Annotated in this window: 18 protein-coding genes; 12 read left to right on the plus strand and 6 right to left on the minus strand. The window is 45.6% G+C overall.

Features of this window, described 5'->3' with window-relative positions:
- Positions 1-99 precede the first annotated feature (99 nt).
- A complete protein-coding gene (locus D0A34_16995) occupies positions 100-2,019 on the minus strand; it encodes a penicillin-binding protein 1A (protein ID UNU20343.1) in 1,920 nt (639 codons plus the stop codon).
- Between the two features lie 126 nt (positions 2,020-2,145).
- On the opposite strand from D0A34_16995, the gene D0A34_17000 reads away from it, so the two are divergent.
- From D0A34_17000 to D0A34_17010, 3 genes are read left to right on the plus strand one after another with little or no spacing between them, the layout of a single operon-like run.
- Complete coding sequence (locus D0A34_17000) at positions 2,146-3,426, plus strand: tyrosine--tRNA ligase (protein ID UNU20344.1); 1,281 nt, start codon at positions 2,146-2,148, stop codon at positions 3,424-3,426.
- Between the two features lie 42 nt (positions 3,427-3,468).
- Positions 3,469-4,179 carry an orotidine-5'-phosphate decarboxylase gene (locus D0A34_17005; GenBank protein UNU20345.1) on the plus strand — a complete coding sequence of 237 codons (711 nt, stop codon included), beginning with the start codon at positions 3,469-3,471 and terminating at the stop codon, positions 4,177-4,179.
- A gap of 37 nt (positions 4,180-4,216) precedes the next feature.
- Positions 4,217-4,798 (plus strand): hypothetical protein, encoded by a 582-nt coding sequence (locus D0A34_17010; GenBank protein ID UNU20346.1) that lies wholly within the window; start codon positions 4,217-4,219, stop codon positions 4,796-4,798.
- A gap of 13 nt (positions 4,799-4,811) precedes the next feature.
- Here D0A34_17010 and D0A34_17015 read toward each other — a convergent pair whose 3' ends face one another.
- Positions 4,812-6,695, minus strand: coding sequence for a serine/threonine protein kinase (locus D0A34_17015; protein UNU20347.1), 1,884 nt, complete (start codon positions 6,693-6,695; stop codon positions 4,812-4,814).
- Between the two features lie 210 nt (positions 6,696-6,905).
- Positions 6,906-7,592: a uracil-DNA glycosylase gene (locus D0A34_17020; GenBank protein ID UNU20348.1), complete on the minus strand. Its 687-nt coding sequence runs from the start codon at positions 7,590-7,592 to the stop codon at positions 6,906-6,908.
- A gap of 192 nt (positions 7,593-7,784) precedes the next feature.
- Between D0A34_17020 and D0A34_17025 the strand changes: the two genes are divergently transcribed.
- Positions 7,785-8,456, plus strand: a complete 672-nt coding sequence (locus tag D0A34_17025) for a phosphoribosyltransferase (protein UNU20349.1) — start codon at positions 7,785-7,787, stop codon at positions 8,454-8,456.
- Positions 8,457-8,498: 42 nt separating this feature from the next.
- The gene (locus tag D0A34_17030; GenBank protein UNU20350.1) at positions 8,499-8,789 is read left to right on the plus strand and encodes a hypothetical protein; all 291 of its coding nucleotides are present in this window, start codon (positions 8,499-8,501) and stop codon (positions 8,787-8,789) included.
- A gap of 152 nt (positions 8,790-8,941) precedes the next feature.
- Here D0A34_17030 and D0A34_17035 read toward each other — a convergent pair whose 3' ends face one another.
- Together D0A34_17035 and D0A34_17040 are read right to left on the minus strand one after the other, a co-directional pair.
- Positions 8,942-9,319, minus strand: coding sequence for a VOC family protein (locus tag D0A34_17035; protein UNU20351.1), 378 nt, complete (start codon positions 9,317-9,319; stop codon positions 8,942-8,944).
- 60 nt (positions 9,320-9,379) lie between these two features.
- A complete protein-coding gene (locus tag D0A34_17040; GenBank protein ID UNU20352.1) occupies positions 9,380-10,000 on the minus strand; it encodes a histidine phosphatase family protein in 621 nt (206 codons plus the stop codon).
- Between the two features lie 55 nt (positions 10,001-10,055).
- Here D0A34_17040 and D0A34_17045 point away from each other — a divergent pair, with 55 nt between their 5' ends.
- Positions 10,056-10,523, plus strand: a complete 468-nt coding sequence (locus D0A34_17045; protein ID UNU20353.1) for a hypothetical protein — start codon at positions 10,056-10,058, stop codon at positions 10,521-10,523.
- A 148-nt stretch (positions 10,524-10,671) separates the two neighbouring features.
- On the opposite strand, the gene D0A34_17050 is transcribed toward D0A34_17045, so the two are convergent.
- Positions 10,672-10,998, minus strand: coding sequence for a hypothetical protein (locus tag D0A34_17050; protein UNU20354.1), 327 nt, complete (start codon positions 10,996-10,998; stop codon positions 10,672-10,674).
- 154 nt (positions 10,999-11,152) lie between these two features.
- Here D0A34_17050 and D0A34_17055 point away from each other — a divergent pair, with 154 nt between their 5' ends.
- From D0A34_17055 to D0A34_17080, 6 genes are all read left to right on the plus strand, one after another.
- The gene (locus D0A34_17055) at positions 11,153-11,443 is read left to right on the plus strand and encodes a hypothetical protein (GenBank protein ID UNU20355.1); all 291 of its coding nucleotides are present in this window, start codon (positions 11,153-11,155) and stop codon (positions 11,441-11,443) included.
- Between the two features lie 38 nt (positions 11,444-11,481).
- Positions 11,482-11,763: a hypothetical protein gene (locus D0A34_17060; protein UNU20356.1), complete on the plus strand. Its 282-nt coding sequence runs from the start codon at positions 11,482-11,484 to the stop codon at positions 11,761-11,763.
- A gap of 308 nt (positions 11,764-12,071) precedes the next feature.
- Positions 12,072-12,899 carry a PHP domain-containing protein gene (locus tag D0A34_17065; protein ID UNU22343.1) on the plus strand — a complete coding sequence of 276 codons (828 nt, stop codon included), beginning with the start codon at positions 12,072-12,074 and terminating at the stop codon, positions 12,897-12,899.
- Between the two features lie 200 nt (positions 12,900-13,099).
- Positions 13,100-13,309: a CsbD family protein gene (locus D0A34_17070; GenBank protein ID UNU20357.1), complete on the plus strand. Its 210-nt coding sequence runs from the start codon at positions 13,100-13,102 to the stop codon at positions 13,307-13,309.
- Positions 13,310-13,603: 294 nt separating this feature from the next.
- Positions 13,604-14,560, plus strand: coding sequence for a hypothetical protein (locus D0A34_17075; GenBank protein ID UNU22344.1), 957 nt, complete (start codon positions 13,604-13,606; stop codon positions 14,558-14,560).
- Entirely contained in the window at positions 14,560-15,423 is an 864-nt protein-coding gene (locus D0A34_17080; protein ID UNU20358.1) for a DUF1822 family protein, read from the plus strand. Before D0A34_17075 ends, D0A34_17080 begins: the two co-directional genes overlap by 1 nt.
- Positions 15,424-15,480 lie beyond the last annotated feature (57 nt).

Here is a 15,480-nt window from a genome sequence, read left to right on the forward strand (position 1 = left end):
AGTGAAGAAGGAAGAAGGAAGAAGGAAGAAGGAAGAAAAAGAAAGTATTCCCAATGCCCAATGCCCAATGCCCAATGACTAATGACTAATGACTGATAATTAAGGCCGCTCAAAAGATGAAGCAGGTTTGAAACTTTCTGCGGGAACGCCTTCCAAAGCTTGGCTCATAAAATCACGCCAAACAGGGGCGACAATAGTACCACCAGTAGCACCGTAGCTCATCGGTCTATAATTGTCGTTGCCCATCCAAACAGCCACCGACAACTGCGGTACGTAACCCACAAACCAGATATCCCGTTCTGAAGAAGTTGTACCAGTTTTCCCAGCAGCCGGCCGCCCAAGTTGAGCAGCCCTTGCCGTTCCGCTGGTAATTACCCCTTGCAGGGAGCTGTTGACAGATGCCGCAGCCCAGGAATTGAGAACTAATTTGGGTTTAGGCGTATTGTCGAGCAAGACGTTGCCGCTGCTGTCAGTTACTTGCACGATAAAGGTGGTGTCAGAATGCCAGCCGTTGTTGGCGAAGGTAGCAAAAGCTCCGGCCATTTCTAAAGGAGTCAAGTCAACGGCACCCAAGGGCAAAGAAACCACCGGTTCCATCGGACTTCTGATGCCGAGTACGCGGCAAATCTCAATCACTTTATTCAATCCGACTTCTTGGCCAAGCTTGACGGCGGGAATGTTGAGAGAGACTTCCAAAGCTCTGCGGATGCTGACTGCACCGGAGAAGCCGCCGCCGTAGTTTTGAGGGTAGTAGTAGCCGTCGCCGTCGCGGTAGCCGACAGGGGAGTCGTAGACAACTGAATCCGGGGAGTATTTGCCACTAGCAAAGGCAGCGTAGTAGATAAAAGGCTTAAAAGAAGATCCGGGCTGGCGGCGTGCTTGAATGGCGCGGTTGAACTGACTCTTTTCGTAATCGACGCCGCCGACCATTGCTTTGACGAAGTGGGTGCGGGGATCGACGGCGGCTAGGGCAATTTGACCTTCCTCGCGATCGTAAAACAGCCCTTGGTAGTAAAGCCGATTGTGCCACGCTTTGACTGTTTCTTCGGCTATGCGCTGCATTTTGAGGTCGATCGTGGTTTGAACGCGCATTCCTCCCTTAACCACGGCATCTCGCCCGAAACGCCTAGTCAGTTCCTGGACTACGGCTTGTGTTACGTAAGGAACTTGAGAGCCGCCAAAAGAGGTAATTTTGCCGAGCTTAATTTTTTCCCGGCGGGCTGCTGTCTCTTGAGCCGGCGTAATCCATTTAAGATCCTTCATTCGGTTTAAAACGATTTCCTGCCGCTCTTTTGCCAACTTGTAATTGACGAAAGGACTGTATTCTTCGGGGGCAGAAATTAAGCCGGCCAGCATCGCTGCTTCTGAAAGAGTCAAATTACCTGCTGACTTGTTGAAATAGCTTCGAGAGGCTGTCTCTACGCCGTACAAGTTGTGACCTAAGTAGATTTGATTCAGGTATAGTTGCAGAATTTGGTCTTTGTTGAGAATTTGCTCCAAGCGGATAGACATTACCGCTTCAGCTACCTTGCGGCTGAATTTTGACTGGGGAGATAGAAACAGGTTCTTGACTAGCTGCATAGTCATAGTCGAGCCGCCTTCAACGGTTCTCCCTTTCTCTAGGTTGACTATGAGAGCTCGGGCTATCCCGCCGGGGTTGATACCTTTGTGGGTGAAAAAGTTGCTATCTTCGATCGCCAGAACAGCTCGTTTCAGGTTCGGGGAGATTTGGTTAAGGGGTACGACATCCCGGTTGGCTTCGTCGTGGATGCTGGCTAGGGGCTTGCCGTTGATGTCGTAAATGTGCGTAGTTTCTGTGGGAGAGTAGGTTTGCAAGATGCGAACATCTGGCAAATTGCGGAAGCTGATCGCTAAGCCAACCAGTCCACCAGCGACTACGGAACTGGCAAGCATTGTCATGCTGAGTATGGTTCCGGCGGTCACTTTACTGACTGACTGAACAAACTCGAATACGGGGGCTGAGTTTTCCGTGTTATTGCGGACTGCGTTGGTTGACACGTGGATTTCACTTCCTCACTCGATTTGGGGTTTAAGACTTTTAATTTTAGATGCGAACCCTAGAGACTGTCAGCTAATGAAAGCCGGTCAGCTTTGGGATTATAGTAGCTTGATAGTTATGTTTTTATGCGTCAACCAGTGAGTGTAACTAATTCTGCTGCACTTTGGCAAAATATGATGGACGATCGCTCCCCGATGATAACTCCTAACCTTTCAGCGCTTTACCGCGGCGTCAGCGAGATTTTTCCAGATCGACCTGATTCTAGCAACCCTGACGAAAATTTAGCCCAACTGCTGGCAAAAGTCGATCGACCGTTGCGCGTCAAACTCGGAATTGACCCGACAGGGAGTGACATTCACTTGGGCCACAGCATTTGCGTCCGCAAGCTGCGAGCTTTTCAGGATGCCGGTCACACAGCCGTACTGCTGATCGGAGATTTTACCGCAAGAATTGGCGATCCGACAGGGAAATCCGAGATGCGAACCCAGTTGACGGCCGAACAAGTGGCGGAAAATGCCAAGACTTATTTAGACCAAGTGCGTCCGATTCTAGATTTTGACACACCCGGGCGTTTGGAAGTTCGCTATAACTCCGAGTGGTTGTCAAAATTGGACTTGGCGAAGATTTTGGAACTGCTGGGGACGATGACGGTGCAGCAGATGCTCGCTAAAGAGGGATTTGATAACAGGATGCAGCAGGAAAATCCAATTTATCTGCATGAGTTTCTGTATCCACTAATGCAGGGTTACGATTCGGTGGCTTTGGAAGCGGATGTTGAGTTGGGGGGAACTGACCAAAAGTTTAATCTTGCGGTGGGAAGAGATTTGCAGCGACATTTTGGGATGAAACCGCAGTTTGGTTTGCTGATGCCGATTTTGATCGGGACTGACGGGGTGCAAAAGATGTCGAAATCCTTGGGCAATTATGTGGGTTTGTCGGAAGACCCGCTGACTATGTATTCTAAGTTGGAGAAAATTGCTGATAGTTCGATCGCCCAATATTTTGAACTATTGACAGATTTGCCACTTGATGAATTGCCAGAAAATCCGCGAGAAAAACAGAAACTTTTGGCTGTGGACGTGGTGCGCCAGTATCGCGGTTCGGAAGCGGCCGATCGCGCACAACAAGATGCAATTGCGCTGGTTAAAGGTGCCGCGGGACAAGCTGATGCAGTGCCCGAGTTTTCTTTAGCAAGTGTGCAGTTTCCGGCTAAGTTGTTTTATATTCTGAGTGCTAGCGGGCTTTGTAAAAGTAGCGGCGATGCCAGGAAGTTGATGCAGGGCGGCGGGGTGAAGTTGGAGGGCGATCGGGTTTCTGATGTTAATCTTACTTTTGAATCACCTGCTGATTTAGGCGGTAAGGTTTTGCAGGTTGGAAAGAATAAGTTTGTGCGATTGGTGTCTTGAATCTCTTTTTTAACTGCAGATGAATACTGAAGATGAACCCTGATGAACGCTGATAATCGAATTATTGTTGCTTTGGATGTTTCGAGTCAAGAAGAGGCGATCGCACTTCTTGACAAACTGCCTGATGTATCTTTCTGGAAAGTGGGTTTGGAACTGTTTGTGAGTTCCGGGCCGGGGATTTTGGAAATTTTAAAACAGCGGCAAAAACGGATTTTTCTGGATTTGAAGTTTCACGATATCCCGAATACTGTGGCTGGTGCTTGTCGTGCTGCTGCTAAGTATAATGTGGATTTATTGACTATCCATTCTACTTGTGGTAAAGATGCTTTGAAAGCGGCACAGTTGGCTTTGACTGAAGGGGCGGCGGCTGTGGATAAACCGAGTCCTAAGTTGATTGCTATTACTCTGTTAACGAGTTTGAATTCGCGACAGTTGGCTTTTGAGTTGAAAATACCTTTGGAGTTGCCGGAATATGCTTTGCACATGGCATTGTTGGCTAAGGAAACGGGTTTAGCTGGGGCTGTTTGTTCTCCGCAAGAAGTGGAACAGTTGCGGATGAGTTGCGGGGATGATTTTCTGTTAGTTTGTCCCGGTGTGCGTCCGAAATGGGCCGATGGAGGCGATCAAAAGCGATCGATGACTCCAAAGGCTGCTTTGAAAGCTGGTGCGGATTATCTGGTGATTGGGCGGCCGATTACTGCTGCGGACGATCCGGTGGCGGCTTTTGCGCGTATTTGTGAAGAGTTGGGATAAAAATAGGAATGTGTTTTTTAACCGCAGATCAACGCCGATGAACGCCGATGGAATTTTATCTACGTTCATCTGTGTTTATCTGCTGATATCTGCGGTTGCAACTCCGACTTTGGCAGTTAATTTGGTGACAAATCATGCTAACAGTATAAATGCCAGTCGGTATGATTTGTTAGTGCGCTCGCCCTGTCCCGCTGATTTAGAAACTTTGGTCGATCGCCTGTTGCAAGATTTGCCGAGTTATGCTAATCGCGTAATTGTGCGATCGCACTTTTCTCCTAACACTAATACACGGCCCGGTTACGCGCTGCCTCAAATAATTTTAGCGGGGCGCCCGGAGTTTGAACCGTTACCTTTAAATTTTGAAGATGCGCTTCCTGACAATGCCAGTCAAGTTTTTATTACTACTTTGGAACGGCAGTATCGCGGGGGAAAACGAGTCGAGATTCAGCAGTATCATTGGTTATTTTTAACTAAAACGGAAAACGGTTGGGAATTGGCAAAAATTGTTTCTCGGTTTGGTGCGGTGGCGGATGTTCGTCCGCTGTTGCCACCAGAGGACGAGAGAAGCGCAATTGCTGAGGCGATTCGTTTGTGGTTGCGAGATTGTCGTGCAAAATGAGAAGTGTAAAGGGCTAAGAAGTCCTCGCGGCAACACAAGCCACCCGAAAACCGATGTTGTTGTTGCGGGTAGACGGCTGATACCAGTGGCGAAAGGCCGCACGACAGTACCCCGGATTGCTGTACCACGAACCACCGCGCAAGAGCCGAGCTTTGTTATCATTTTTAGATTGGACTAATAAATCAAGATAATTTTTATAACGATGATCATTGCTATTCTCATCCCATACGCTGCCATCAGTCGGTGCTCCGTGATAGCTATCATGCCAGGGGTCAGCGCACCATTCGTAAACATTGCCGTGCATATCGTATAAACCAAAAGCATTGGCGGGAAAACTGCCTACATCTGTAGTTTGTTCTCTATACTTACCCTTTAGTGAATTATGGTAAGAATAGTTGCCGTTATAGTTCACCTGATCAGTAGTAATTGTTTGACCAAAATAGAACGGTGTAGTCGTACCAGCGCGACAAGCATATTCCCATTCTGCCTCACTGGGTAAGCGATAATTGTGTCCGGTATTTTTAGAAAATCTGGCACAAAATTCCACAGCATTGTACCAAGAAACTTGTTCTACTGGTCGATTATTACCTTTGAATCTAAAGGGGTCTGGGTTGAGCTCATATTGAATCTTTGGCAATTTAGCTACAGCTTTCCACTGTGCTTGAGTAATAGCAAATTTACCCATGAAGAAAGGTTTAATTGTTACCCGATGTTGCGGCTTTTCGTTATCAAAGCTTTGTGCTTCAGTTTCTGGCGCACCCATTGTGAAAGTTCCACCGGGAATAGCAATCATTTCCAAATTTACGCCATTACCCAAGTCTTCAGTAAAGGATTTCAACTGAGAAGCCTTTGGTTGAGATTTAGCTGATATTTGAGTTGGTGGTACTGGTGGTAAAGGCTGAAAAGGTTTTGCTTGTGGTGGCGCTGATATTTTAGTAGGTACTACTGGTGAAGGCTGAACAGGTTTTGCTTGCGGTGGAGGTGCTGATTTTTGAGTAGGCGATACTGAGACTGGATTAAGAGCTTGCAATACTTCTGCTGCTGATTGATAACGCGCACCCACTGGAAACAATAGCATTTTATCTAATACTTTCCCCAATTCATTGCTGATGGAAACTGCCTGATTTCTCCATACCCATTGCATTTGCATCGGGTCAAAAAGTTCGTCAACCGAAGTTCCATTTTTTTCTTCCAGCAAACACTCGGTTAATAACCTAATGCACGTTACACCAAGACTGTAGAGATCACTCGCTGGAAAAACATGACCTTGCATTTGCTCCGGTGGCGCATAACCAGGAGTACCCGTCACAGTTGCCACTCTAGTTAAAACAGTACCGCTCAATTCCTTGGCAACTCCAAAGTCAATCAAGACTAAAGAACCGTGATTATTTCTAATGATATTTTCCGGCTTAATATCTCGGTGAATTACATTTTGCTTATGCACAAAATCTAATATCGGTAGCAATTCTGTTAGTAATTGCTTAATCTGTTTTTCGCTAAACTTTCCCTGCTGCTGTAATTGTTTTAATAAATCCTCACCGTCAATAAATTCTTGTACTAGATAGAAGCGTTTATCTTGTTCAAAAAATGCCAATAAATCAGGGATTTGAGGATGTTTCCCTAAGTCTCGCAGTCTCACCGCTTCTTGTTTGAATAACTCTGTCGCTTTCTGGATGGCAGCACTCCCTTGTAGTTGGGGGAGAAATTGTTTGATGACACAGATTGTATCGAGTCGATGTTCGTCTACGGCTTTGAATGTACGGCCGAAACCTCCTTCGGAAATGTATTTGACTGCGCGGTATCTGTCTCCGAGTAGCAGTTTGTTGCCGCAGCGTTGGCAGAATTTTGTGATGGGTGGGTTTTGATGCTGGCAGTCGGGATTAAGACATTGACTCATAAAATTTTCTGGTTTGACTATTTTAAGACTAACACAATTTACCTATTGTAATACAAGTTCCCAACCAGCTATGATTAGACGATTAGACCCTCGATCACCCCTAGCCCCCCTTAAAAAGGGGGAGACAAGAGTGAGCATCAAAGTTCCCCTTTTTAAGGGGGATTTAGGGGGATCGAGACTCGGGTAAAAGCGAGATTTATCATGTTCTCTTTAACTTACTGTTTGAAATTCATCTAATTTGGCTTTTATTGCCTGCATATCTTGCCACATAAACCATTTTGGTGTCTCCGGTTCACGGGAAGGATTTCGCAGCAAGTAAGACGGGTGAAAAATTGGCATACACAAACGATTTTCCCATTCAATCCATTGACCTCTAATTTTACTAATTGGCCGCTTGTCGCTTAGCAAACCTTTGAGGGCTGTTGCACCGGTTAATAAAATAATTTTGGGGTCTAAGATGCGAATTTGTTCGAGCAAGTAAGGTTTGCAAGCTTCGATTTCTTTTGCTGTCGGAGGGCGGTTGTTGGGAGGGCGACATTTGATGACGTTGGCAATGAATACGTCGGTTTCTGCACTCAATCCCACGGATTCTAAAATCTTATCTAACAGTTGGCCCGATCGCCCGACGAAGGGCAATCCGGTTTCATCTTCGTTTTGTCCGGGCGCTTCTCCCACAATCAAAATTGAGGCTTGAGGATTGCCGCGCCCGATGACAGCGTGAGTGCGCGTATTGCCCAATTCGCAGCGGTAGCAGCGGTTGCAGTGCTCGCCGATTTGTTCCATATTTTGATAAGTGCCGGGAGGGATGGGAATTTTGGCATTTGCTGGTATTGAGTCTGTTTGGAAAGTGGCACTTTGATTGTTGTCAAAAAGGCTGAGTTGCAAGTCGCTGGACATACATTTTACAATTAGGGAGAGATTTTGGAGTCTAGAGTTTATAGTTTAGATCGGGTTTGGTGATTTGAGATTGGCTAGGTGCTTGTATGGGATGCTGTCGATTCCCTACGGGATAGCTACGCTTCACGCACAATCTCCAATTAACACAGGCACAATCTCCAATTTTTTGGTTGAGCTCGTACAGGCAAAAATATGTTCTCTAACCCGTTTTTTGACGATCGCGCCGATGCTGGCGAAAAACTGGCCGAGGCAGTTCTGGGCGAGCTCGGCAAGTTGAATTTAACGACACAGAAGGCGGTGAAACCGATTGTTTACGCCTTGCCGCGGGGGGGTTTGCCTGTTGCTGTGCCGATTGCGCGCCGCTTGGGCTGTCCTTTGGATGTGGTTGTCGCCAAGAAAATTACTCGCCCAGATAATTTAGAATTGGCGATCGGGGCTGCAACTGCTGACGGTCACGTCCTCTGGGAAAAGCAAAAGCAGCACAATTTACGCTTGCAAAAATCAGCCCTGCCCCGGGCTCAAAATAATGCTCAATCTCTGCTGGCAGATTTGTCTCCTGGACGCCCAAATATCAGCGCGGCTGGGGCTTTGGCGATTTTGGTAGATGACGGCATTGCTACGGGGATGACGATGGCTGTGGCGGCTAAGGCTTTGCAGTCGCAGCAACCGATGGCTTTGTGGATTTGCGCGCCTGTCGCCCCGGCAGATTTGATGGGATTTTTGGCCGGAATGGGCGATAAGGTGATCGTCCTGGAGACTCCTCACCCTTTTTACAGTGTCAGCCGCTTTTATGGGCAATTTCCGCAGGTTGAGACGGCGGAGGCTTTAAGGTGTTTGCAGCAACAAACAGAATGGCGATCATAGGTTAAGCTAGAAGGCTAAATCCAAAAGCTTGATCGCTAAAACATGAGACCTTGGCAATATTGGTTGGACACTTTGATTCTGTCTACTCAGCACAATCCGCCTCGCTTTGTTGAGCTGGTAATGTTAACTTTGGCGATGATTTTGCTCGGGCTGTGGAGTGTAACATTACAGTGGCAGTATTTAACGCTGTCTCTGAGTTATATAATTGGTTCGTCTTTTTCAATTTTGGTGCGGGAATCCCTCGGCCCACGGCCTCAATTTCAACTAACTCATCTGACAGCATTATTGTTATTAATTATCAGTTTTTATAGTTTTGCTGAACTGATGAGATAGTTAAGGTCGTTTTGAGTTTTGAGTTTTGAATGGTCAGTGCTGGTTTTATACCCAGTCCGCCTTAAATATCCCCTTGATTTATTAGCCACTCTGAGTTCGGACGAAAAGCAAGTGTAGTAGTGATTGAAATCGCCCAGTCTTCTCTACAGTCTCTACGGCTGATTGGATTGATGTAAAATTATGCGGTTGCCGGCAGGATCGAAGGCATAGATTTCTAGACCGTGAGAAGCTTTGATAATTTCTCCGCTGGGCGGATAACCTAAAGCCCAAATTCTGGCGATCGCAGTTTCGAGATCGCTGACTTCCAAACATAGACTCATGCCTGTTTTTGCTCGATTTGCAAATTCCGATTTGTGGGAATCTTTGGGTTTGAATATGCCGAGTCTTAAGCCTGGGAGTTGAAATTCAGCATAAGTATCGGGAATATAAGGGGTTGGTTCTATGTCTAGAAATTTTTTGTAAAATTTAACGAGAACTTCCTTATCAAGGTCGGCTAAAGTCACTAGGGCGGCGCTGTATTGGAAACTCATATAAATTGGGAATGGGGAATTGGTAATGGGAAATTAACAATATTATAACTTTCTATCTATTTAAAATCCTCCAATTCGTCCGACTATTTGGATTTTACCTTGTCGATCGCTTTTGAGAATCACAGCTTCGCCGCTTTGCGGTACAATATCAGTGATAGCGGTAATATTTACTTGATGAGTTACCATAATAACCGCGCCTTTAGTGTTGCGGTTGTCAACAATTAATTTGCGGATGGTCGCTGTTTGTCTGGCTTCTGTGCTGCTGTCGCTAAAGAACGAGTTCAGCGCTGGGAACGGTTCGACTTTACCTATATTTATCAGTTTTGCTGTTTCCAAACACCTACACCACTGACTCGATAAAACTCTGGCAACTTTGATGTTGCGGTTGCGAAATTCTGCTCCAATTTGCTTGGCTTGGGTTCTTCCCTGTGCTGATAAATTGCGCTGGGTGGAACAGTCACCCAACTTAAAGTTAGCAGGATCTCCCGTACCTGGGGCGATCGCGTGTCGCATTGCTACCACCAACCCCGTCTCCCCCCGCTGCAACAATTGCCACCCTGCTTGAGTTTGCGCGTTGGTTGCTGCGTCAGAACTTGCAGTTGCAGTAATTAAGCCGATCGACAATACTAAAGCTAGCGATCCGAAAAACCATTTCCAGTTGAGGTCAATCCGCGCAGCCATTGTTCCAGAACTTATAAATTATCTTATCATATTATAATACAACAAATATTGCTCTATGGAACTCACCAATTTTATTGCTCTGTCTGTCATTATTGCCCTCGTGCTGGGAATTGGGTTGGGAACAATGACTTGGGCTTACTTCGGCAAGGGCAGCATTTCTGTACTCTTTAAAGAACCAATTTTAACTTACCCAGAATTTCCAGATACCGACAACGGCAGTAAAGCTTCCGTTTATTTTCAACAAGGAATTGAGGCTTATCAGTCAGGAAAGTACCGCAAAGCAAAAGATAAATTTACCAGCGCTTTAGAACAAGTTTCAACTTTAGCAGAAGCTTACCACAATCGTGCATTGGCTGTTGCGAATTTGCGATCGGATGACGAGGCTGTTGCAGATTTTATCCGTGCCAGCGAATTATACCAACAGCAGGGGGCTGGATTTGCCCTCGACACGATTAAACAAAATCTTGCAGCCTTGAAGCAGCGCAAGTTAGAACGAGAAAAACAAAAAGCAGTAGCGACCTAAATTATTCTGTTGGGCGAGTGGAACTCAACCCAACCCTAGAGTTGTGGTCGGAACAACCCGGTTTCTTGAGTGTGGTTGGGAGAAACCGGGTGTGTTTACAGAATTATTATTAAAGTGGAAAATCAAGATTTAACATTCTCCATATCAACTAAATTTTTCTGGCATCTTCTATTTGGTTGATTTTAGAAATCATCATTTCTCGGCTTGATGCCACCACTCGATAATTAGTAATGGGATCGTAAGCTTCCCACTCTTGAGTCACTTCGCTGTCTTCCCACAAAAACCATTCCCGATAAATTTCGCCGTCATCAATGTCGCCGCACAAGGGAAGCCAATCATCTCCTCCCAAGCTCTCAAAATCTCCTCCTACTAAGTCAATCCAAGCTGCAACAATACAAGATTCCATAACACTATTGTTAACAGTAACTGCGTTAGACTGAAGAGAAGTTTCGGGAAAACAAAGTGTGGATTTCATAAGCTGTACCTGAATGTTATGTTATTAATCTATAAAAAATTACTCGCCGGCAGTGAAAGCAGAATGCCGCTATCTCAACCTCCACAGTTCCCACCTGGAAACACCTTGACAACCAAAGCGCTCAAAGGCTTCTGCTGTATGACTTGAGAGCGCTTTGAGTCAAGTCGCTAGAGAGGCTAAATTGAGCCACTTTGCCAACTGGCATAGAAGAAAGCCCGATCGACCAAATATTGCTGGCGAAGGAGCTCGCGCATTGGGGAGCGAAGACAGTGCAACTGGCAATTCTATACTGGGTAAGTTGGCAACTTTCAGTACAGTTTTTGTGATAAAATTAGCAGTAACCGGACTTTCGTACCGACAGCCTGGTTTGGTCAAAAGCTTTCCAACGAGCTTTCCAACGAGCTTTCCAGCGGCGGTGCGATCGCCAGTTTTGATTTATTGTTAATTTTGTGAAGTCCCGATCGACTGTTAGGGAAAAAAATTATGCAAGCAACCAACCAAGAAAGAGTTATCGATCTGACAATCCACTATACCAACGGCAAACAGCAACACTTCCAGTTCATTGCGCCAGAGGGAACAGTAGGAGAGCAAGCAACTTTAGGCACTCGCCTGCACAAAATGTTGACAGCAGACCCGATAATTCTCGAATTGGCAGATAAACTGGTAGTTATCCCAGTTCACAACATACAAAGTATTGAAATATCGCCGATTCCTTCCAAATTGCCAGAGGGTGTCCTTCACCCAATGCGAGAAATCAAGAAATAGTTAAGGTACTCTGCATCTAAATTCAACTGAAAAGGCGGGTTGAATACCCATGTCATGCAGAGTTTGAAGAAGCATAAATGTACCAATTAAAGGCGCAACAAGTTATTACAAATAACGAGGAAAAAATGTTGCTGACAGTGAAACCTGTTCCGAAAAAAATGCACCTGTAGACAAGATCGAAGCCCTGATAGCATCACTCATTCCCAATCTAAAAGCTAAAATCTAAAATCTAAAATTGTATGAGGATATATCTCACATGAGTGAGGGGAATAATTGCAGGTTTTACAGACTTTAACTTACCAGAAAAAATGCTAGAGCTCCACTGTCACACTACTTATTCCGACGGCACTCTCACCCCTGCCGAACTCGTAGCTGCCGCCGCGTCCTCGGGGGTTCGCGCCTTGGCCGTCACGGATCACGATACGATGTCGGGTTGGGATGAAGCCTTCGCCGCCGCTGCTTTGCACGGTATCGAAATAGTCCCCGGACTCGAACTCAGCACCGTTCACAACGGCCGATCGCTGCACATTTTAGGTTTTTATCCCGATGCGAATAAGTTGCGAGTTCCTTTGAACGATCGCCTGGAAGGAAGGTTTCGCCGATCACAGGAAATGGTCGAAAAATTAGCAGCAATGGGATACGCGATCGAACTGCCAAAAACATCCCCAGGAATGGCACCGGGAAGACCTCATATTGCCTCTGCACTTGTAAAAGCGGGTCACGCGAAATCATCGCGGGAAGCATTCGATCGCTGGCTGGGAGATGACGGCCCGGCTTATGTGCATTACGAGAAATTTTCGATCGTCGAAGGCATTGATTTACTGAAGAGTTGCGGCGCAGTACCAGTTTGGGCTCACCCTTATTTATTTCGCGGCGGCGCTGTTGAGGAAGTCTTAAAAGAATTAGTAGATGCTGGTTTAATGGGAGTTGAAGTATACCATCCCAGCCACAGTTCTAGCCAAATCCAAAAGTTGAAAGATTTGTGTCTTCATTACGGTTTGCTGGCAACTGGTGGCAGCGATTATCACGGCCCCGATCCGGAAAGGAAAGCGGCAGATAGCACCCAATTGAATATGCTGCATTTGCCGTTAGAATTACTGGAACCGATTAAAGTTGCTGCGGCGAGTTTGAAATAGTTTTTTAGGACGAATATTGCCGACGTATACATTTGTAAAAAAAAGGAATCCTTCGCTTTTTGAGGGAGGAATTTGCGCGCAGTAAGTCATCAGAAGAAAACCGAGGTCAAGCAGAATATAAATTAATATGAAGTTAAAGGCACTTGCAGGCGAGTTGATTTTACAATGTTACTAAAGGAACTTGCCAAACGGAGCTTATTATGAGTACAGAAGACAGAGCTAAGGCGATCGGCAAAAATTTAGAAGGCAAAGCTCAGGAAATTTTCGGTAATATCACCGGCAACAGAAAAGACCAGGTTGAAGGCAAAGCCAAACAAGCCGAAGCTGCCGCCCGCCACGCAGCAGAAGATGCTAAAAATGCGGTGAAAAATCTGGCAGATAAAGCCAAAAGGTCGATCGACAAATTGTAGAAACTGCGTTATACCAAATCCGCGCTAATAGAATTCGCTTCATATCACATCCTTTGCTATCAATAGGGTTTGATATGATTTATTTTTGGAATGTGCATAAACTGGGTCACTCCTGCGATATCTCTTCAAAAGCGCAATGGAGAAGTCCCTATAATTGCTAATTTTACACCGGATGAATTTCGTAGTAAGGACTTCAGTCCTTATCCCATTGCCTTTACGAAAAATTTTTGCTCAATTCTGCATAAAGCCGCTAAAACCTGCGATATCAGAGTATTAACACGCAAAAACTGGACTATGACGAGACATGATACCCCCGTCGAACCCTTAGCAGGTTTAGTTCCTGTAGCCGCAAGTTTCAACTTGTTGCTTCCACCCACGGGTTGGGAACTCAAACCGATTTCCTTGACTTTGTTATTGCTGGCAGGTTACAGCGCTATTTTCCCTGGGAGAACCGAATTATCTCGATGTCATCCGAACGTGCCTGTGAACACCGACGAACAGTTACGCCAACTTCTACAACTCTTGAAAGACTCGCAAGAGGGTAGTAAGGAACAAGAAAGACTCAAAAATCAATTGTGCCAACTCATTCCCCATTTGCCCGGAATTCGCAAGCATCCTTATCCTAATATTGATTTAGAGGAAATGATGCAGGAAGCTTATTGCGGTTTTCTCAAAACGCTTTCGGCATTTTTGAGGGGAATTGACCTCGACAATCTCGCTGCTGATGTGTTGCGAACCCGAGTGGTTCAGCGGTTCAATAAAACTCTCAAGAACAAAGTCTATGAGCAATATCGCCGGATGCAGCAACAGATTTTTAGTGTTAGTTTTGATGCTCCGATTACGAGCAACCGAGGTGAAAAATTTGAGGCTCAAGAACCGATAGACCATACCACTAAAAATGGAATTGAGCAACTCATCGAGAGAGAACAAGCTCAAAATAAGCAGCGCATCGGCCGCAAACTATGGCAGTGTATTGAAGACGATCCGATGGGAGAACTGCGAAACAGTTATCCCAATGAAAAAATAGATAAGAAGAAGCCAAATAATCCCGAAAATCGCCGCCCTCGACCGGATGCCAATTCTCACGTACTGGCACTGCGATTGCTGTTGCAAGACCCTCCAGATAAATTGTCTAAAATTGCCAGAGAGTTAAACATTGACTATCAAACTCTCAACTCTCACTGGAAAAGAACAGGTTTGGCTCTCGTCAAAGAGATTGCACTTAAGTTTGGATATCAACCCGAGGAATAATGGTGAATAGCAGAGATACTTATTTGTTAGAAATTCCTCTGGAGCCAACTGCCCGCAATTTGGCTCTGCAATTTGCTTCAGAGCAAGCTAATCCGCAAAAAGGCAAGCGGGTTTATTTCAATACCCTGGCGGTTTGGGCGGTTAACTATTTCTTGGAATGGATGGAAATGGAAACCGATATTGATAGCGGTGATAGTTGGAATCCAGCAAGGCGGGCGGTTGTGGATGTGGGCGATTTGGTTTTGCCGGGGATTGGCAAGATAGAATGCTGTCCGGTTCAGCTCGGAGAATCGGCGATTTCTCTGCCGGAAGTGCGGGAAAATCGCATTGCTTATATCGCTGTTGGGTTTGCCGAACCTTTCGATAAGGTGAAACTTTTGGGCTTTATTCCGGCTGTGGAAATTCTGGAGGAAACGGAAGAAATTTCTCTAACTAATCTCAAACCAGTTGAGGAATTGTGGGATTATTTGGATCGGATTGAGTTGGCAATTCCGCTGTTGCAAGGTGAAATTGAAGAGTTGCTATCTGATTTGGAAGAAGATGACCCCGTACAAGCACAAGTTCGGGATAAATTGCAAAACAAATCTATTTCTGAAATTGTGGCAATTTTGAATAAAGTTTTGCACAGTAGTGAGAAATCTGACTGGGGATATGAAGGGGGGAAGGCTTTAGCGGGAAGTGGTTCTAGCAGTGGAGGTTTGGGAAATAGAGATATATCTTTCTCTCGTGATAAATCTTCACCTGTTGAGAAAGCTTCAGATATTGACGAGGATGTGAAAGCGGAACTGAATCTGATTGCTGAAGATTTGTTGGAGAAGTTAGCTGAGATTTGGGGAGATGGTGATGATTTTGCCTTGTCATAAATCGGCAATCTCCCATAAATCTGGATAAATTTCCATGACTTGTAGGGGCGGGTTCAC

This window comes from Microcoleus vaginatus PCC 9802 (assembly GCA_022701275.1).
In the GTDB taxonomy this organism is placed as follows: Bacteria; Cyanobacteriota; Cyanobacteriia; order Cyanobacteriales; family Microcoleaceae; genus Microcoleus; species Microcoleus vaginatus_A.